Genomic DNA, 20,437 nt, shown 5'->3' with positions numbered 1-20,437 from the left:
AGTAATCGATGTTGTCATTTAGTTCTGTAAGAAAGTGATCGATTATTTCGAGTATCTGATGGAAAAACAGCGCGGTTTTTAAGATACCGGAGGTCAGTATGCCCCACTTGAACGCGGGTATGTAGTTTTTATACCCTAGTTGCAATCCATTCTTGTTGTGTTGATAAGCGGGTATCCCATTTGATCACTCGCTTGCTTCATCTTCAAGCATTCGTTAATAGTGCAGTATGACCTTTAACTTTTCATCGTATATAAATTTCATGACAAAAAACTACACCACCACCATTAGATACAGTCTAATGGTGGTGGTGTAGTTCAGTTATGGTCCTTCTTTTTTCCCTTATGTTTAGAATTAAAGGGTGCGGTTTAATGAATAGCTTTTCTATTAGTCCAAATAGGAGTTAGATACTCCATTTCTTCTATTATTTCAAAAATGTTTTTTTCAATAGTTTTTATACAACTACAACTTCTATATTCTTTTCTACAATTCGAACAAGTTGATTTTCGTATCCAGACTGGTTGAGCAAGTGTAATCCCATCAGCTTCTAAAATATCGATTTCATCTTTAGGCATTGCTAACTCTAGCATTAACGCATTCTCATGGTCATCATATACTTTTTTAAAATCCCCTTCAAATTCTTCTCTATTCAAAGTTAAGACACCATATTTATCCATTACTTTTGATAAATCTAATATTTCTTCATTTATAAAAATTTCATTAAGAGTAGCAGATACTTTTTCAGACCACTTATTTATTTCTTTAGAAGTTAACGGATATTCGTTTTTATCCTTTTTCATCCATACGACCATATCAGAAACATGTCCTAGGTAAGAGTAATAAACTAAGTAATCTTTATAATTTATACCTATTGTAAAAGTTACAATTCTATCGTCACCCTTTTCATTCCAAGCCTTACATAACTTATATATTTGTGCTCGCGTAAACCAAGCATCCCTAACTGCACTTTTACTTGAAAAAATCATTGGAGGTAAATTTGTGATTAAATCATTATAATCGATGTACTGGATATCTTCATTAAAATTTATTTGTATTTCTTTTTGTAACATTTTGATTAGAGTTAAAGCATTATTATCCATAGCTTCATAATGTTTATTTTCCCACAGCAGGAAATCATGGTTTTTTAAATAATTACCTTCAATCAATTCTTCTGATTTATGATAGGAGACTAATAGTCTTACTCCTTTTTCCTTTTGTACATCCAAAGGTATATACTTTTCATTTTTTTCTGTGGTAAATAGATATGGAGATACAATATCTTCATCTTCTGTTTTACCTTCTAAATATTCACTTATTAATGTATTATCTCTAAAATAATCTACGATAAGGCTTTTCCAAAGACTAATGTTAATATTACCATCTATTCTCCATAGCTTTGTATATACTGTATCTCTAGAAGCTTTTTTGATATCGATATCTAATCTTTCAATCATCCTTTCTTCACTATAGAGCCTTATTGCTCCATCTAAATGATAGGGTAATTGCGTTTCTTCATTCAACATAGAATGTATATACCTACACCCGTAACTTTCATTATTTAAGCCATAACTCGGTTCGTCTGCAATTTCTTCACATTCTAAAGTTTTTTTATTGTCTTGTTTATACCAACCAAATTCAGTTCTAGAAATGCCTGAGAAAAGTTTTTGATTATCATTTGCACTATACACTGTAACACCATCAGAAATATTCCCTAAATCATCTTTGAATAATGGCCCTCTCCAATACTGGAATTCATGCCTTTTATTAAAAGTTTCGGCTAACCCAATCAAATCAAGATCTATTGATATTTTTACATCCAATTCCGGATTATGTTTTACATTTTCAAGTTGACGTAAAAATTCTTCGTTTAAAGTATTTAGTCTAGATAAAGATCTTCTAAAATAGGAGTGAGCGAATAAAAGGTATTCACCAATTTGATAAACACCAGGATTAATTGAGTTTAAATCTTTTAATGATATCAGCCCGCTTTTATCTTCCTTCTCAAATATTCCCGGGAAAACTTTCTTTACTATTTCTTTATCTATAACTGATACACATTCTGTATTATTATATTTTTGTTTCCCAGAATAAAAATCTGAGAGCCTTTCATCCAATATATGAATAAATTTTTCAAAATGTTCATCTAAATTCTTATAACTATACTCTCTAATCTTATTTTCGATTAATTTGTATTCATCTTCATTTTCTGGCAAATATGCAGTACCTAATGCTCTTACTATTTTAGGCTCTATAAAAATACCTAATGAATGAGTCCATCCTATAGGTTTATGATAGTTATGCCCAAAATACATTGGAAATCCATCCAGAGAAGTTTGCACAGCACTGGACAATCCTGAAATTTCCATTTTTATGTTTTTCTTATTTACTTTATTACTACTATAAACTGATATAAGTTTTTTCATAAAATCTTCCTTTTCTAAAATCATAGCTTTATGTAAAGCTGAAATTTTGCTTAGTACAAAGATTTCATTTATTTTTGTACGATTTAACTTCTGCACTTATTTCCTGTTAGTTTAGTAGAAATTCAGATATTCTTACGGGTATTTTTTAAGTTCGATCTATAAACTACTATATTAATAAATTTTTCGATATTTTAAGAGAACTAGTTTAAGTTTATTGTTGAAGTAGACATTTAAATCCTGAATAAGATGGTAATTGACTATTATAAATAAATTAGTTAAAACTAATAGATTAAGAATGAGTAGTTTTTAGAAGGTATCTCATTAGATAATCTTTAGGCTCAATCCTTCATACAACTAAATAAAGGATTATCTTTATTTAGTATTTAAAAACTGAAGTAATGTCACTAAAATACCTAACAAAGTTGTAATTATCCCTGCAAGGCCGACAAAGTTAGCGAATCCTATAATTTCGAATCCTTCTATTAAAGAATACAAAAATCCAGTAATAATTAAAAATATAAAAAATAATATTATTGCGGTTACTAAACTATAACTAAATAGGTTCAAACCATATGCACTTAAATAATTTTTAATCAAATTCTTCTTAAATATTAAGACAAATCCTATACATATAATAATAATTATTGACCATATAATTAATGCCCACAAACTAAGTGTGGGTGCTAACCACCTATGATCTTTTAAACCACTATTTATTACTATAAAAATCAAAATAAACAAGGGTAATAATTCGACAAAAATTAACAACACAATTGCATTTTGTGTTTCAGATTCATCGTTTCGTTTTTTAAATTTATTAAGAGACCAAATCGTCCCGCCAAATATACTGAGAATTATATACAACAACATTGATAAAATCATTTATTCACCTCGTTTAATATATATTGCCACTAACATATAAAAGGAAAACGAAACTCATCTAAAAAAATTTCCCTTTGCTAATTCTAATTCTTCAAGTTAGTTCAACAAAATTTTTTTAATGATTATTCTTCTAAAAACCTCATTTACTTATGGTACGGTTCACCCTTCATAATCCGAAAAGCCCGATAAACCTGCTCCACTAAAATCAATTTCATCAACTGATGTGGAAAGGTCATTTTTGAAAACGACAGTTTTTCATCCGCACGCTTTAATACTTCATCATGAAGCCCCAACGATCCTCCGATGACAAAGACGATTTTGCTGCGGCCGTAGGTCATGAGTGATTCGATATCTTTTGCCAGCTGCTCGGAAGTCTTCATTTTGCCGTCGATTGCTAATGCAATAACATATGCGTCCGGTGCAATCTTCGCCAAAATCCGCTCTGCTTCTTTCTTTTTGACGATTTCCATGTCGGCATCGCTCAATTGTTCCGGCGCTTTTTCGTCTGCCACTTCTATTTCATTTATTTTTGTATAACTTCCCAGCCGTTTTGTGTACTCTTCGATGCCCGACTTCAAATATTTTTCTTTCAGCTTTCCAACACTAATAATTGAGATATTCACAAGTTATCCCCCTTCACATTAAATTTACAAACAAGTTAAGCACAGATGTTATACACATATCCACAGGTTTTTCTACATCTTGTGCCGAATTATGCGTTTGCCACAAGATACGTTGCACCCTCTTCACAGTAGTCACATTTTGTGGATAACTTTTCTTTTTCAGATAGTTCAGTAAGAATAGGGTACGTTTCAGCCTTTGCTACGAACATGTCTAATGCATGCTCTACATGGTTTTTACAGCAGTTAATCTCCATTTTTTTCACCTCTTTCGATTTCCGAATATTCCACACAGTTATGCACATTTCATTCTCTTTTATCCACAACCCATTCTAACAGAAGAAAAGAGCTACGGATAGCGAAGCTTTTCTCCCTCTGTGGATTGTTAATAAAAAATTAACAGTGAAAAAGTTATCCACACGTCTTTTTCTTATTTCCCGGAAATTATATCTTGTCATTCATCTAAAGATGGGCAAATTTAAATAGTATTACACGAAAGTTTATTGTAGAAGTTAAAATAGAGAATTCGAGAGAGGTATATAAAATCTTTGGCACTATGAACAAAGCTCCCGCTCAGTCCGGCGCTGAGAGAAATCTCTAAAGATATGGAGCAAAACAGCGAAGACGATCCCTCTATTCATAGCGTAGCTTTTAAAACCGTGCTCCTTCGTGCTGCGCACTACGTCGCAAAGACATTCTCCTCGCAAGCTTCGGCTAATGTCTTCGGAGCTTTTTTGCGGAATATCGACTATATTGCATTATTGCTTCAACTTATAAATCACTCAAACGATTTATCCAACAAAAAAACCTGTATAGAAGTATCTACACAGGTTCTCTGTCCTATAGAGCTGAGTTATCAACAAGTTCCAATTCAAATTCCATCAGTTCGCCGGCGCGGTATGCGCTTACTGTCATGGTATCTCCGATTTTTTTCTCATTATACAGATGTTGGCGCAATTCGATGATGTCTGTGATGGCTACGCCGTCCATCTCTACAATGACGTCAAACTGCTCCATTCCGGCTTTCTCCGCTGCTGATCCTTCCACTACTGAATTGACCACGACACCTTGTGTGATATCTTCAGGAAGGTTTAACGTATCTTGACGCTGCGCTTGAGGCACTTGAACCAAATCCATCAGCGTAATGCCCATCGCCGGACGGATCATTTCTCCATTTTCTTCAATCGAATTGATGACTGGCATTGCAGAATTGATGGGAATCGAAAAGCCGATGCCTTCCACGGCAGATGTTGCGATTTTCATCGAGTTAATCCCAATCAGCTGGCCTGCCAGATTGATTAAAGCACCGCCGCTGTTTCCTGGATTGATGGCGGCATCTGTCTGAAGAACTTCAGCCTGCCAATCCTCTTGTCCATCACCGTTCAAATCGACTGGAACTGCACGATCTGTTCCCGAGACCACACCTGTTGTCACTGAACCTGAAAAATCCAGCCCTAGGGGATTACCGATCGCAATGACGGTCTCTCCTTGTTTTAAAACATCTGAATTACCGAATTGGGCAACCGCCTGTACTTTAGCTCCATCCATTTCAAGAACAGCCAAATCCGTCCAGATGTCGCTGCCGACCAACGTAGCTTCCACTTTGGAACCATCCGATAACGTCACTTCGATGCCATTCGCACCGTCAATGACGTGATGATTGGTCACTACATATGCGGTGCCGCCCTCATTTTTATAGATGACGCCTGACCCCGTGCCCACTGCCTGCTCCTGTCCAGGTGATTGCGACCAAAAATCTGCTGCTGCCTGCAGATTCGTCACGCCTACAACCGTATCCGCCGCAATCTCTACTGCCTCTGTGACATCTGTTGTGATATCCACTGAAACTGCTTCAGAACGTCCTTCGGTTTCCTGTTGGACGATCTGTGTTTCATTGCCACTATCCGGTATCAACCCCGGCATCGAATAAAACAATAACCATACCAATAATGCACCCGCCGCCACTCCTGCAAATCCGGCAGCAAATGCGCCCAGACGGCTCGGCTTTTGCCTGCCATTCGGTGTCTGATTGTAATAGCCCATTGCCTTCATCCTTTCTTCATCTAGTACCTGTTTACCCAGCTTAGCTGCTCATTAAGACTTCTGAAAGCTGTAATTTAAAGTTACTTTCAGTTTAGAAAGTTGAAGCGGACAAAGCAAGTTGAAGCGCCTGTTTTTACATCGCTGAGCTCGCTTAATGGTAAAGAGTTAATTCTTACATCTTGGTTTAACTCTTAAAAATCCTGTTTTCTATACTTAGATGTTTGGAATGCAGTTGCGCGAACTCTTGGCAGATGGTACCGCGACGTCCTGTCGCACCACCTCCTGTAAGCCCGAAAGTGAGCACCGGAACGGAGAGCAGCCAGTTTAAGTTCTGAAAATAAAAAAGCTGTTGAATAGCCAACAAAATGGCGTTTCAACAGCAATAAACTTACACAATGACTAATTTAGTTGGGATGTTGGCATCGGTGTCGAGAAGATTGACGTATTCTCCGACGATGATGCCTTTTGACTGCAGGGTCTGTTCGACGCTCATGCGCGCCAAATCCTTCATGTTGTTGTCTTTGCTCAAATGCGACAAATAGATGCGTGTCGGTTTTTCAGCGAGCACTTCGCTCATTGCCACTGCGGCATCTTCATTGGAAACGTGTCCGACATCACTGAGAATGCGGCGTTTGACAGACCATGGATAACGGCCCATCTGCAGCATGCCGACATCGTGGTTGCTTTCAAACACATAGGCATCCGATGCCTGGATAACGCCTTTCATCCGGTCGCTGACATAACCTGTGTCGGTGATCAATGACAGCTTCCGTCCGCCTGCATGGAAAACATAGAACATCGGATCCGCCGCGTCATGCGACACTGCAAATGATTCGATGTCCAGTGAACCAAAAGTCTTTACGGTATCCATATCGAAATGAAATCGCTGTTCGACTGGAATCGCTCCGACCAATCCATCCATCGCCGTCCAGGTTTTGGCATTGGCATAAATCGGCACCTTGTGCTTGCGTGCCACGATGCCGAGCCCTTTAATATGGTCGCTGTGTTCATGAGTAACCAGGATGCCGTCCAAATCACTCATTTTCTTGCCGATTGCCGCAAACAATTCTTCCATCTTGCGGCCGCTCAATCCGGCATCGACCAAAAAGGAATGTCCTTCGTTTTCTATATAAGTGGCATTGCCGCTTGAGCCGCTGGCTAATACACTGAATTGCATAGCAAAATCTCCTTACTCTACTGCCTCTTGTGGTTGATTCAATTCGATGACGCCATCTTTTACCGCATTAACAAAATAATCCTGGCGGCTGCCATCTGAAAGTTCCGCTTCAATATGCCAAGTCGGCACAAACATTTGCCGGCTTTCTGAAACCTGAACATGCATGGAATAACCCAATTCGGTCTTTGTGATGGTCAAGTTGGGTTCCAGCGCATTTTTTTGGTACAGCGTATGGATCGCCGTGATGGCTGACAATAATTTTTTGGATTCCTGATTTTCGATGATATCCGTAAACATGGTTTGTTCGTAGCGGACAACATCGCCATCTTCATTCCAGTAAACCGTGACTTTTCCATATTCACTGAAATAAAGCATTTCATCGTTAAAAATTTGGAAAAAGACCGCTTTGTTCTGTTCTTTATCAATTTCCCATAATCCGTAGGAAGTGCCTTTATGGACTTCCTTTTCAAGGAAAGCAGTCAATGCTTCAGCGCTTTCCGGTTCTCCTGCCAGAGCAGCTGGCTTTTCAAAAGCTACTTGGAGCTGCTTGCCGTCCTGAATATTGACACGTACATTATCTTTTGGTGCTTCTTTAGCCGTGAAGGTTTTAATGTCGCCTCGAATATAAGGCATATCCTGAACATTTTCCGGAAGGTTTGAATATGTGATTTTGTCGTCTTTTAATTTTTCATCCACCGATGATTCGGGAAGTTCTTCTAAATTCTCGGCTTCTGTATAGCGATCCAAATACAAGGAATATAAAAAGACGTTCAAAATGGAAAAGACAATAATAAAGATGGTCTTGGTTTTATTCCAATCCAAGCTTACGACCTCCTGTCAGTTCACTCGTCAGTTCTGTCCAGGCACCATTCGTTTCGAAATACCAAGCCGGTTCAAACGTGATCAACTTATTTTCTTCGCTTTCCGTCAATTTATAGCCCGGTTTAATATCCGTTATAGCAGACAAATCGGTATCCAGCTGTTTAACGGCATTCAGGGCATCTTTTCCGGAAGCCAGTACCATCATTCTTTTTTCTGCTTCAGATTCCAATTGATAGGTTGGCCGAAGATAGCTGTACACTTGTTCCTCGCCTGCATCCACTCCCCAGGTAATCTCTAAACCTGTGGCTATGCTTGTGCTGAAAACCGGCAAATCTTCGATATATAGCTGGTACTTAATTTGCTGCTTCAATGAATTCATGCCTTCGTAGAAATACTGATCGGTCCAGCCGCCATGTTCATTGACATATCCAAGTGAATCGAACAACAGATCTGAAGGGATTGCCGGATCTGAAGTTTCCGCTTTTGGCTGGACATAGCTGATGCTTTTGTTATTTGAGTTTTCCCTCATCAAAGCACCCGAATCATCTGTGTATTCCTGTGTCATGAAATCCGCTGACAATGCCAGTCCTGGACTGTCCAGCAATGATTCGGCAAATCTTGCCGTTGATATTTCATCCAGCAAATAATTCACTCTCGATTTTTCGACTTCGCCTTCCTGCACATAAATCGGCAATGAGCCGATTGCTTCATCCGTGATGTATGTTTCGTATTCAGCCGCCTTAGTAACAAATTCCTCTTCAAATTGCTTGAACGCTGCCGGCGGAACGGTCGCTTTATAAATTCTGCCGGATACCGTATTGATAAAATACAGTGCTGGCTGATCATTAGCAGGCGCTTCCCATTCGATGACAATGCGGTTAAAGGAAGATTCGGGAATCGCTACATCTGCAATATTGGTTATCGAATCGAATACCGGAAAAGGAATCGGACCTGGATAATAAATGACCGCTCGCTCGGAACTGTGCATATAGGATTCAACAGCATCAGGAGTCGCTTCTTCCTGAACGAGCCTTATATCCCGGATCTCCCAAAGCTGCACCGCGTCCAATATTGCCTCGATACTGCTTTGTTCATCAGTTCCTGTAACAGTCTCTTCGCTATGGAACAGCACTTTTACCGGGCGGACAACTTCTTCCGTGTTCTTGATTTCTGCTATCGGCTCTTCAACGATGGCTGAAGGCGCGATGGTTTCGTGGGTAGGAGTGAACGTCCAGATTGTAAAGGTCAATGCCAGACTGAGCAGGATCAGCAAAAACAATGCTATCGACTTAATTTGCTCTACGTATTTCAATCCCACTCACCTCCATCGTCGTCCATTTCGAAAGGCAATGTAAAGAAAATAGTCGTTCCTTTTCCATACTTGCTTTCTGCCCAAATGACGCCGCCATGAGCGTTAATCATCTCTTTTGAAATGGCCAATCCTAAACCTGTTCCCCCCATTTCGCGGGAACGCGCGCGGTCTACGCGATAAAAGCGGTCGAAAATGCGATCCACATTTTCTTTTGGAATGCCCATTCCTTCATCACTGATCTGAATCAGCAGGAATCCTTCTTCCACGGTCATGCCAAAACGGACTTTTCCGCCTTCCGGCGAATATTTCAAGGCATTGGAAATGATATTATCAATCACCTGCGTCAATTTATCAGGATCGATTTCCACAAAGTACTGTTCTTTCGGCAACTGCCGTTCAAAGCGGACTTTATGGGATTTCGACATTTCGAAACGGTCAATGATGCGATTGAAGAAGACATTGAACTCAACCATTTCTTTGCTCAATTCCGTGTCACTGGAATCCATTTTCGATAATTTCAGCAGATCATTAACGAGCCGGATCATCCGTTCCGTCTCTGTTTGCGTGACATTCAGGAAGTTTGGTGCCAGGTTCGGATCTTGCCAAGCCCCATCCGCCAATGCCTCTAAATAACTGCGCATGGTCGTCAATGGGGTCCGCAATTCATGCGAGACATTGGCCACGAATTCACGGCGTTCCATATCGATTTTTTCCTGCTCTGTATTGTCATGCAGGACTGCAATCAGCCCATTGACAAAACCTGTTTCTTTTTGGATGACTGAAAACGTCGTCCGCAGTAAAGTACTTTGCTCATATGAACTGAAATCGAGCGTCAGTGCCTCTTTCATATCAATCAAATCTTCAAAAGTATATTCCTCTTCCAGTCCCAATATGCTGGTTACCGGACGGTTAATCACCGTTTCACGTGAAACATTCAGCAGTTGCAGAGCCGGATCGTTGATCAGGATAATGCGGCCTCTTCGGTCCGTCGACAAAACGCCATCGGTCATATTGGAAAGGACAGATGCCAGCTTGCGGCGTTCACTTTCAGTCGACTGCTGGGATTCCTGCAGCCGGTTCGTCAAGTGGTTGAAGGCACGGGCAAGCTGCCCGATTTCATCATCGCTGTAAACGCGCACTTTGCGTGAGAAATTCCCTTTAGCCATTGCCTGCGCTTGTCTCCGCATATCAGCAATCGGACGTGAAATAGTTTGGGCAACCAGAATCCCCAAAATCGCCGTGATCACAAGAGAAATCGCGGTGCCGACAGCCAAAATAGAGTTGATGTCGTCCATTTGGTCATAGACATTCTCAATTTCCGCCACGACGTATAACGTTCCCAATACTTCCCCGCCAGCTGCAATGATCGGCTGCGTTCGCACCCATATGCGTTCTTCACTTTCTTCATCCACATACGTTTGCTCCAGCTCTGTTTCTCCGATGATGGAACGCCGGACGAGATCATTCGTGGAACGTTGGCCAACGGATGACTGGTTTTCGATAACTGACGACGCCAGAATGCTGTAGCGTGTATTGACGACGCGTATTTCAATGATGTCGTCCGACTGGAAACCATATAATACGGTCCGCAATGTCTGCTCGAGAGTCAGGTCTTCCTCTGTGCGCTCTTTGATCATTTCTTCCCGGACACTGAATTCAATAATTTCCATACGGTCTCTAATGGAGCTTTCAAAGTTCCCTTTCAGGGTTTCTTCAAGCTGCTGGGCAAAATAAAGTCCGATGATCTGCATCGCCAGCAAAATCAACAGAATATAGATTAATACAAACTTCACATGTATCGATTTTAAAAAATTCACTTTAGACATTAACTCGACCTACTCCTGTTCAGGGTTTCGCAAATAATAGCCCACGCCGCGGCGTGTCACGATCCACGCCGGATGGCTTGGGTTGTCTTCGATTTTTTCACGCAAGCGACGGATTGTGACATCCACTGTCCGAACGTCCCCGAAATAATCATAGCCCCATACAGTCTGCAGTAAATGCTCCCGCGTCATGACCTGGCCGATATGTTTTCCGAGGTAATGGAGCAGCTCGAATTCACGGTGGGTCAATTCAATGGTTTCATCACGCTTCAGGACCAAATAGGCATCCGGCTGAATCGTCAATGAACCGACCTGAATATCGTTTGAATTCTGCCCTTCTTCTTCAGCAGGCGCAATGTTTTGGCGGCGCAAGTTTGCTTTTACACGCGCAATCAATTCACGGGTTGAAAAAGGCTTTGTGACATAATCGTCTGCCCCCAATTCCAAGCCGAGAACTTTGTCGATTTCCGAGTCTTTCGCCGTCAGCATGATAATCGGGAAATCGAATTTCTTACGGATTTCTCGGCACACTTCCATACCATCACGGTTCGGCAGCATGATATCCAACAACATCAGATCCGGCTGAATTTCACCGGCAATCTTAATCGCTTCATCTCCATCGTAAGCACATACCACGTTGAAGCCTTCTTTTTTTAAGTTAAACTGCAGAATATCTGCAATCGGTTTCTCATCGTCTACAACCAAAATGGTTTTACTCATCATTTTTCTCCCCTTTTTCTTCCCGCTTACACCCTATTTTGACAGCCGTTGCACATTCTTTACTACCCTATACTTTATCATTGTTTAGGGCATTTCGCACCTATCAGCGGCTAAGCCCCTGATCGGATCAGGCAGGCATGGCGTAAGCACCAAAGAAAAAACCGGCCATTTTCATGGCGCGGCCTGGAACTTTATGAAGAGATGTAGTTTAACGGATTCTGCGTAACTCCATTCAATGATATTTCCAGATGCAGATGAAGCCCCGTTGAACGCCCTGTACTGCCCATATTCCCAAGCTTGGTGCCTTTCGGGACCTTATCTCCCACCCTTACATCAATGGAAGACAGATGAGCGTAAATGGTTTCATAGCCGTTTTGATGATCGACTACTACACGGTTTCCAAAAGTGCCTGCAGCTCCTGCTGCTTTGACAATGCCATGGTCGGCAGATTTAATCGTCAATTCATCCGGTTGGGCGATGTCGATGCCGTTATGCATTCTTCCCCAGCGCTGCCCGCGCCCACTTGAAATATAACCGCCTTCAGCAGGCCATGCAAATTCTCCGGTTCCGACAGTTGGAAGTTCTTTGGTGCCTTTCAGCACAATTTCCTCTAGCGGCTCCTTGAGGACTTCTTCTTCCCCTGCCACGCGCTCCAGCTGTTTTCCGTTTTCTTCACGTATTGTATAACTGACCATTTTTTCGCCTTGTTGCCCTTTTTGTTCCACTTTCGTTTCGCCAATCAATAACGTCGAATCCTCTTTTTCAATGACTTTGTAATCGACGGCTTGTTTTTCGTTCTGTTGTTTTGTCACCATAACTTTTACCTTAGCTTTGTCCAGCAGGAAAGCAGCTGCCTGTTCGGCAGTCAAGACTTTTGCCGGGTCAACCTGCCGGGTCACTCCTGAGATTTTATGGCTGATGGCCAGATCAGCTATCCGTGTTTCTCCTGCCTCCACTTCCCGCCAGTTTTCTGCAGCAGCCTGTTGATCTTCCCAGATTTTCAATTCTTCTTCAGAAACGGCTGCCAGCTTCAAAAGCCGAACCGTTTCTTCATAAGCTGCCCGATCCTTCAGATAAACCGTCAGTTCATCATTAAGAGCCAGTGCAAACGACGATGCTTTGATCTCCAATTGTCCATCCAGCCGGTCCAGCACTTCTTCCTCGTCAGCTTCATTGGGTGAAAAACTCTGTTCGGTCACCACTTTAAAGTCCTCGCTCGGCTGCAGTTTCAAATCCTTGAATTGCTGGTCCACTTCCACCAGCTTTTCTTCGATCAGCTCTTCAACCGGCCCCTCTTGTGAAACCGCTCCAATGTAGTTTCCGTTACTGTATAAATGATGGATTGTTTCCAGCTCTTTTGGTGCATCTTTCGCAAATATGGTATTCGCGCCAATCACGGACACCAACAGCACCGCTGCAGCTCCTACTTTCAATTGGCGCGCTTTGTTGTTTTTTAATCTGTATTTCATTTCTTATGTAACTCCTTCATTTATTCGAGTGCTGCACTGCAGCCATTCTGCAATATCGTTTTTTCCTTCCCAACTTTATCATATCCAAACACCTGAACAGCAGATTCTTAGCACTCGTAACGGAAACGTATCATTTCATCCACTTATAGTTATTAATTGGATTTATTTTGCTTTACAGCAAAATACCTGAGAGAAATCACCGGGAAATAAACGCACATTCCTCTCTCTTTCAACTGCCATTCTCTTTTTTCTCGTCATACTTGTCACATTTATCTGTTTCCCTCTTTTTCATTTGTGGCGAAAATGTTAAAAGAGCCCGGTAAACGCAAAAAAGCAGCCGCCCTGAGGCGACTGCTTTCATCAGCAATGTTTAAATTATCTCCAAACACTTGTAACAATATTCGTTTGGTTGCGGTCAGGACCGACAGAGAAAATCGAAATTTGTACGCCTGTCAACTGAGCGATGCGCTCCAGGTAATGGCGTGCGTTTGCAGGAAGTTCATCCAATGATTTGCAGTTTGTTACATCTTCCGGCCAGCCTGGAAGTTCTTCATAGACGGGTTCGCATTCAGCAAGCATACGCAAGTTCGCTGGGTATTCCGTAATCAATTCTCCCTGGTAGCGGTAAGCTGTACAAATCTTCACCGTATCAAGGCCTGCCAATACGTCGATCGAGTTGACGGTCAAATCTGTCAAACCGCTGACGCGTCTTGCATGGCGGACAACAACGCTGTCGAACCAGCCAATGCGGCGTGGGCGTCCAGTGGTTGTTCCGTATTCTTTGCCGACTTCGCGGATCTGCTGGCCCACTTCATCGAATAATTCCGTTGGGAATGGTCCATCGCCGACACGTGATGTATAGGCTTTGCAGACGCCGATGACGTGCTGGATTGTTGTCGGGCCGACACCTGCACCAATTGTCACTCCGCCCGCTACCGGGTTCGAAGATGTAACAAATGGGTAAGTCCCTTGGTCGATATCAAGCATAACGCCTTGAGCACCTTCAAACAACACGCGGCGGCCAGCGTCAACTGCATCGTTCAATACTTTTGACGTATCCGTTACGTATTTGGCGATTTCCTGGCCATATGCATAATACTCTTCCATAATTTCTTCTACAGTAAAGCCTTCTGTTTCGTAGAACTTCTCGAACAGACGGTTCTTTTCTTTCAAGTTCATGCGCAGCTTTTCTTCGAACACAACATGGTCCAGTAAATCCGCCATGCGAATTCCGACACGTGCTGCTTTGTCCATATAAGCAGGTCCGATGCCTTTGCCTGTTGTTCCGATTTTATTTGCTCCGCGGCGTGCTTCTTCTACTTCATCCTGCTTGATGTGGTATGGCAATAAAACGTGTGCGCGGTTGGAAATGCGCAGGTTCTCGGTTGTCACTCCACGGTCGTGAAGCCCTTTTAGTTCTTTCACAAGCGCTTTTGGATCTACAACCATACCGTTTCCGATTACCGATACTTTATCCTTATAAAAAATTCCTGAAGGAATCAAATGCAATTTGTACGTTTCTCCACCAAAAATGATAGTGTGTCCAGCGTTGTTCCCGCCTTGGTAACGTGCAATTACTTCTGCATGTTCAGATAGAAAATCAGTGATTTTCCCTTTTCCTTCGTCTCCCCATTGCGTTCCTACTACTACGACTGATGTCATCGTCCGCACCTCCGTTAGGCATATGCCCTGTCTCAAACAGTGTTTATTGTATCAATGAAATGGACTGTCGTCAATACAAAACAGAAGAAAACACGAACATATAAATGTGTTACCACATTTAATGTTCGTGTTTAAAAGTCTCCGCCGGATTCATGCTGGCTCCAGTCGATGGTGACGAATTTATTGTATTCTTTCACAAAAGCCAGTTTTACGGTACCGGTCGGGCCGTTACGCTGTTTGGCAATAATGATTTCAATCATGTTCTGGTCTTCTGTTTCTTTGTCGTAATAATCTTCACGGTACAGGAAGGATACGATATCGGCATCCTGCTCAATACTTCCGGATTCACGTAAATCCGACATCATCGGCCGCTTGTCCTGCCGCTGCTCCACTCCACGGGATAACTGCGACAAGGCGATGACCGGAACTTCGAGTTCACGCGCCAAGCCTTTTAGGGAACGGGAAATATCCGATACTTCCTGCTGACGGTTTTCACCGGATTTACCGGGTCCCTGGATTAACTGAAGGTAATCGATCATGATCATGCCAAGTCCATATTCCTGTTTCAGGCGGCGGCATTTGGCACGGATGTCGTTGACGCGGATACCCGGTGTATCATCGATGAAAATCCCGGCATTGGACAGACTTCCCATAGCCATCGTCAATTTGCGCCAGTCTTCGTTCTGAAGAGCGCCTGTACGCAACACTTGGGCATCGATATTGCCTTCCGCACAAAGCATACGCATGACCAGCTGTTCTGCGCCCATCTCCAGACTGAAGATGGCGACATTTTCGTCTGTTTTAGTCGCAACGTTCTGCGCGACATTCAAAGCGAAAGCCGTCTTACCGACAGAAGGCCGTGCAGCCACGATGATCAAGTCGTTTCGCTGAAACCCTGCAGTTACCTTATCGAGGTCGCGGAAGCCTGTAGGGATGCCTGTAACGTCTCCTTTGCGTGTATGCAAAAGTTCGATATTGTCATAGGTCTTGACCAGAACATCTTTGATGTGGGTAAAGTCACCGGCTTTTTTCCGACTCGATACTTCCATCATTTTCTTTTCCGCTTCGGAAAGCAATGCTTCCACTTCATCTTCGCGCGTAAAGCCGTCTTCGACAATCGTCGTCGCCACTCGGATGAGGCGGCGCAGCAATGCTTTTTCTTCAACGATATGGGCGTAATGCGCCACGTTGGCAGCCGTCGGTACAGCATTGGCGATTTCCGTCAAATACGATAGGCCGCCGATGTCTTCCAACTCTTTTTTGACCGAAAGCTCTTCTGTCACGGTCACCACATCGATCGCTTTTCCCTGATCTGCCAAGTTCAGCATCGTCTGGAAAATCTTCTGATGGGCAATCCGGTAAAAATCTTCTGCCATCACGATTTCAGCAACCGTGATGAGAGATGGCGGTTCTAAAAAGATGGCGCCAATAACCGATTGTTCGGCTTCATGGTTGTGCGGGGGGACACGATCTATCATTTCGTTCATCGGTCTTCCACCTTACGCTTCTTCAGTAACATGAACTCGAAGCGTAGCAGACACATCATGATGCAATTTTACAGGAATATTGGTATAGCCAAGCGCGCGGATTGCGTCGTCCAATTCCATTTTGCGCTTGTCCAATTTGATGCCGTGTTTTTTCTCAAGCGCTGTTGCCACTTGTTTGGTTGTGATCGATCCGAAAATGCGTCCGCCTTCTCCGGATTTAGCTGTCAGTTCGATCGTCAGGCTTTCCAGCTTTTCTTTCAGCTGTTCAGCTTCCTGGCGCTCCTGGTCAGCTTCCTTCTGTTCTTTCTTCTTCTGTCCGTCCAATTTGCTGATGGTCGCCTGGTTCGCTTCAATCGCCAAATTGTTTTTCAACAGGAAGTTATGTGCGTAGCCATCCGCCACGTTTTTAATCTCGCCTTTTTTGCCTTTGCCTTTTACGTCTTTCAAAAAGATCACTTTCATTCGTTTGTTCCTCCTTCATTGTTTTCCATAATGGCCGCTTTTAGTTGGCCAATGGCTTCTTCTATCGTTGCGTTCGGCATCTGGGTGGCCGCATTGGTTAAATGGCCGCCTCCGCCAAGATTTTCCATAACAATCTGGACATTCACTTCTCCAAGCGACCTGGCACTGATGCCGATGCCGCCTTCTGAGCGCTCAGCCACTACGAAAGACGCGTTGACGTCTTTCATCGTCAGCAGGATGTCTGCGGTCTGGGCAATCAACACCGGACTGTATACGCGTCCAGGTTCGCCTCTGGCGATAGCGATGCCGTCTCCGACAAATTCCACCGTCTGAACGATTTTCGCACGTTCAACATAAGTTTCCAAGTCTTCTTTCAGGATCCGCTGTACCAGCACGGTGTCCGCTCCATTCGACCGCAGATAAGAAGCTGCTTCAAATGTCCGCGCCCCCGTCCTTAACGTAAAGCTCTTGGTATCGACAATGATTCCGGCCAGCATAGCTGTCGCTTCCAGCATAGACAGTTTTTCATGCTTCGGCTGGTATTCAATCAATTCGGTCACCAATTCAGCCGTCGATGAAGCATAAGGCTCCATGTAAACCAGCATGGTGTTGGTAATGAATTCTTCGCCTCGGCGGTGGTGGTCAATCAAAACGACCCGTTCCATCCGCTGCAGCAGCCGTTCATCTATGACCATCGACGGCTTATGCGTATCCACGATGACCAGCAGGGAATGTTCGGTCATGTCCGCCAGCGCTTCTTCAGGCGTGATGAACTGTTCAAACAGCTCTGGAGCACCTTCAATTTCTTCCATGAGCCTCATGACACTGCGGTCATACTCATCAAAGTCGATGACGATGCGGCCTTTGACTTTATTCATCGCGGCCATTTTAGCGACACCGACAGCAGCGCCAATCGAATCCATGTCGGGCATTTTATGGCCCATGACAAAGACCTGATCACTTTCCTGAATCAAATCACGCAACGCGTGGGAAATGACACGCGCCCTTACCCGTGTCCGTTTTTCGACCGGGTTGGTCTTGCCTCCGTAAAACTTCACTTTTCCGCTTGGATGTTTGATGGCAACCTGATCTCCTCCGCGGCCGAGCACCAGATCCAGCCCGGATTGAGCCAGGCCTCCAAGCTCGACTAATGATGCAGATCCGGCTCCTACTCCGATGCTCAAAGTCAATGCCAAATTATCTTTGGAGGTAACTTCACGGATGTCATCCAAAATGGCGAACTTGGACAGTTCCAATTCCTTCAGAATCGACTCGTTGAAGACTGCCATAAAACGGTCGGATGAAATGCGTTTGACGAAAATCCCATGATCGGCGCCCCATTGGTTGACGAGCGAAGTCACCAGGCTGTTGAGGTTGCTGCGCGTCTGATCATCCATGCCTTGCGCCAATTCATCGTAGTTATCAATAAACAAAATACCGATAACCGTGCGGTCCGCGTAATAAAGCGTCTCGATCTCCACTTGCTCGGTAATATCGAAAAGATAGAACAACCGGTCGTCGGCTTTGTAGAATACGCGGTATTTGCGGTCCCCCAAAGTGATAGTAAGCTCTCGGGGTTCCTCTGATTTCACCAATGTATGGAATTCATCCGACAAGGTATAGAGGGATTCACCGATCAATGTATCGTACTCGAGTGTCGATGTCATATAGGGGTTAGCCCATTCAATGTCGTATTTTTCATTGACCAGCAAAATCCCGATCGGCATTTCAAGCAATGCTTCCTCTCCGACTTTTTTCATTCGGTAGGACAAAGTTTCAATGTGTTTTTCAGTGGCTTCATAAACTCTTTTTTCCGTCACCCATGCCACAGCAAAGGCGATAACAAAAAGCAGCGTAAATATTCCCGCTGCCCATTCCGACCAGAGTGAAATCAGAATCGCTGCCACAATACCAAGAAACAGCAGCGCGATAAGCGGATATCGAAGTTTTCTCTTTCTAAAAAAAGCCGACATTATTCTTCAGCTCCTTATTTTCCTTTAAACTCGTGTGCCCGCTTGACCCAGCCCCGAATATCAAATCCAAGGTCTACGATTCCGACGATACTCGTAAATGATTGCAGCGGCAATGCCAAAAACGTCACCAGCACTGTCACCCATTTCGGCCAGCCTTCCTGGTGGATGTAGAAATGATAAAAAGAAATACCTTGCAGGAATAACAGGAATTGAAGCAGCACGGATGCATTAATGAAAATCATGTATGCCATCGTCCCGGGTTCAAATTCCGATAACAGCGAGACAAGCAACACGATTAAATAATACCATAAAACGGATTTCGGCAATTTCATGTTCCGGAAAGGCGGAAACTTAGGAACTGCAATCCCCAAGCGTTTCAAGATTGGCAGCAGGATCAGCAGCAAGACCCAGACCGTGATGAACACACCCAATACCAGCAGCACCGGCAAAAGCGTTTCAAATGAAAACTGCATTTGCGCCACGAGCTCATTGTATTCTTTTATGGAAGCCTCGGAAGCTCCCATCGTCTTCATCATAGAACCTGCCTGCTCATAAGATTGATCGAACATGTTCTTAAACTCTTCCAGGACATTGATGCCGAACAAAGCAATGGAAGCCACATATTGGATCATCAATGATGCCAAGAGCACGATGCTCGCACCCATGAACATAAATAGTTTGCTTTTCTTATAATAAATTGAAATGCCGATTGCCAATCCCAATGGTACATGAATCAACGCCAGCGGCACTGACAAAAGCCCGCCGATGATAAAGGACAGCACCAGGCAGACCGATGCGAAAAGCGCTGAAGCTTTCCAGGGATATTTTGCGCTGTACCAAGCGACCGGCAATGCGAGAAACAAAGTACTTACTATACTTAAAACAGGCACATATACCGAGATCGCCAGCAGTACGGTAAAGACCGCCGCCATCATCGCCCCATTTGTAAGTTGTCGCGTTTGTTGATTTTGCATATGACTGTTTTTCCCCTTCTTTCGGGTAGATTTCATCCTTGTAATTGTACCATGATTCATTAACCTGAACAAAACCAGCAGTGTCTGGGGAAATGCGCAAAAGCCCGACTTTTAAAGAGAAGCGGACACAAAGGGGACAACTCTTGGGTTTCTTTAAACTCGGTCATCGGGCGCTTCGATATTCTACAAGCCACCTCTTAAAAACTACATTCTTGCATTGCACCTTTGCCTGGCTACCAACCGGTTTCAAGGCATAAAAAAAAGACCGGTTTCCCGGTCTTTTTGAAATCATTGTCCAGACTCCAGCACCCAGATTCTAGGGCGCTTTCGCTTTTCTTTAATTATCTTTCTTCCGCAACAAACGGTAGAAGTGCCATGATACGTGAGCGTTTAATAGCGATTGTCAACTTACGTTGCCATTTAGCGCTAGTGCCTGTAACACGGCGTGGCAAGATTTTTCCTCTTTCAGAAATGAATTTCTTCAAAAGGTCAGTATCTTTATAGTCAATGTGCGTGATGTTGTTGGAAGTGAAGTAACAAACCTTTTTCCGTTTTTTTCCTCCGCGACGTGGTGCCATATCGAATTACCT

General features: G+C 43.3%; 17 protein-coding genes. All 17 read right to left on the bottom strand.

Annotation, left to right across the window (positions count from 1 at the left end; translation table 11 throughout):
• Nucleotides 1–366 precede the first annotated feature (366 nt).
• Nucleotides 367–2,517 (bottom strand): hypothetical protein, encoded by a 2,151-nt coding sequence (locus QMA04_RS00205; RefSeq protein ID WP_290183539.1) that lies wholly within the window; start codon nt 2,515–2,517, stop codon nt 367–369.
• Nucleotides 2,518–2,793: 276 nt separating this feature from the next.
• Nucleotides 2,794–3,303: a hypothetical protein gene (locus QMA04_RS00200; protein ID WP_290183538.1), complete on the bottom strand. Its 510-nt coding sequence runs from the start codon at nt 3,301–3,303 to the stop codon at nt 2,794–2,796.
• A gap of 143 nt (nt 3,304–3,446) precedes the next feature.
• The gene (gene rlmH, locus QMA04_RS00195) at nt 3,447–3,926 is read right to left on the bottom strand and encodes a 23S rRNA (pseudouridine(1915)-N(3))-methyltransferase RlmH (RefSeq protein WP_191714555.1); all 480 of its coding nucleotides are present in this window, start codon (nt 3,924–3,926) and stop codon (nt 3,447–3,449) included.
• An 89-nt stretch (nt 3,927–4,015) separates the two neighbouring features.
• Entirely contained in the window at nt 4,016–4,180 is a 165-nt protein-coding gene (locus QMA04_RS00190) for a CxxH/CxxC protein (protein WP_290183537.1), read from the bottom strand.
• A gap of 583 nt (nt 4,181–4,763) precedes the next feature.
• On the bottom strand, nt 4,764–5,966 hold the full coding sequence (locus QMA04_RS00185; RefSeq protein WP_290183536.1) for a S1C family serine protease: 1,203 nt from the start codon (nt 5,964–5,966) through the stop codon (nt 4,764–4,766).
• 388 nt (nt 5,967–6,354) lie between these two features.
• Nucleotides 6,355–7,143 (bottom strand): MBL fold metallo-hydrolase, encoded by a 789-nt coding sequence (locus tag QMA04_RS00180; RefSeq protein ID WP_191714552.1) that lies wholly within the window; start codon nt 7,141–7,143, stop codon nt 6,355–6,357.
• 12 nt (nt 7,144–7,155) lie between these two features.
• Entirely contained in the window at nt 7,156–7,965 is an 810-nt protein-coding gene (locus tag QMA04_RS00175; RefSeq protein ID WP_191714551.1) for a two-component system regulatory protein YycI, read from the bottom strand.
• A complete protein-coding gene (locus QMA04_RS00170) occupies nt 7,952–9,283 on the bottom strand; it encodes a YycH family regulatory protein (protein ID WP_290183535.1) in 1,332 nt (443 codons plus the stop codon). Before QMA04_RS00170 ends, QMA04_RS00175 begins: the two co-directional genes overlap by 14 nt.
• On the bottom strand, nt 9,274–11,103 hold the full coding sequence (gene walK / locus QMA04_RS00165; protein WP_191714549.1) for a cell wall metabolism sensor histidine kinase WalK: 1,830 nt from the start codon (nt 11,101–11,103) through the stop codon (nt 9,274–9,276). The genes QMA04_RS00170 and walK overlap by 10 nt, the downstream gene beginning before the upstream one ends.
• 9 nt (nt 11,104–11,112) lie before the next feature.
• Nucleotides 11,113–11,820, bottom strand: a complete 708-nt coding sequence (yycF, locus tag QMA04_RS00160) for a response regulator YycF (protein ID WP_191714548.1) — start codon at nt 11,818–11,820, stop codon at nt 11,113–11,115.
• 191 nt (nt 11,821–12,011) lie between these two features.
• A complete protein-coding gene (locus QMA04_RS00155) occupies nt 12,012–13,289 on the bottom strand; it encodes a peptidoglycan DD-metalloendopeptidase family protein (protein ID WP_191714547.1) in 1,278 nt (425 codons plus the stop codon).
• A 375-nt stretch (nt 13,290–13,664) separates the two neighbouring features.
• Nucleotides 13,665–14,951, bottom strand: a complete 1,287-nt coding sequence (locus QMA04_RS00150; protein WP_191714546.1) for an adenylosuccinate synthase — start codon at nt 14,949–14,951, stop codon at nt 13,665–13,667.
• Nucleotides 14,952–15,082: 131 nt separating this feature from the next.
• Nucleotides 15,083–16,438, bottom strand: coding sequence for a replicative DNA helicase (gene dnaB, locus QMA04_RS00145; protein ID WP_191714545.1), 1,356 nt, complete (start codon nt 16,436–16,438; stop codon nt 15,083–15,085).
• Between the two features lie 12 nt (nt 16,439–16,450).
• On the bottom strand, nt 16,451–16,900 hold the full coding sequence (gene rplI, locus QMA04_RS00140) for a 50S ribosomal protein L9 (protein WP_290183534.1): 450 nt from the start codon (nt 16,898–16,900) through the stop codon (nt 16,451–16,453).
• Complete coding sequence (locus QMA04_RS00135) at nt 16,897–18,873, bottom strand: DHH family phosphoesterase (protein WP_290183533.1); 1,977 nt, start codon at nt 18,871–18,873, stop codon at nt 16,897–16,899. The genes rplI and QMA04_RS00135 overlap by 4 nt, the downstream gene beginning before the upstream one ends.
• Nucleotides 18,874–18,887: 14 nt before the next feature.
• On the bottom strand, nt 18,888–19,847 hold the full coding sequence (locus QMA04_RS00130; RefSeq protein ID WP_290183532.1) for a YybS family protein: 960 nt from the start codon (nt 19,845–19,847) through the stop codon (nt 18,888–18,890).
• Nucleotides 19,848–20,188: 341 nt separating this feature from the next.
• The gene (gene rpsR / locus QMA04_RS00125) at nt 20,189–20,425 is read right to left on the bottom strand and encodes a 30S ribosomal protein S18 (protein WP_006830564.1); all 237 of its coding nucleotides are present in this window, start codon (nt 20,423–20,425) and stop codon (nt 20,189–20,191) included.
• Nucleotides 20,426–20,437: the final 12 nt, after the last annotated feature.

Source organism: Planococcus sp. APC 3900 (genome assembly GCF_030407735.1).
GTDB classification, from domain to species: Bacteria; Bacillota; Bacilli; order Bacillales_A; family Planococcaceae; genus Planococcus; species Planococcus notacanthi.
This window is presented reverse-complemented; position numbering and strand designations above follow the sequence as displayed.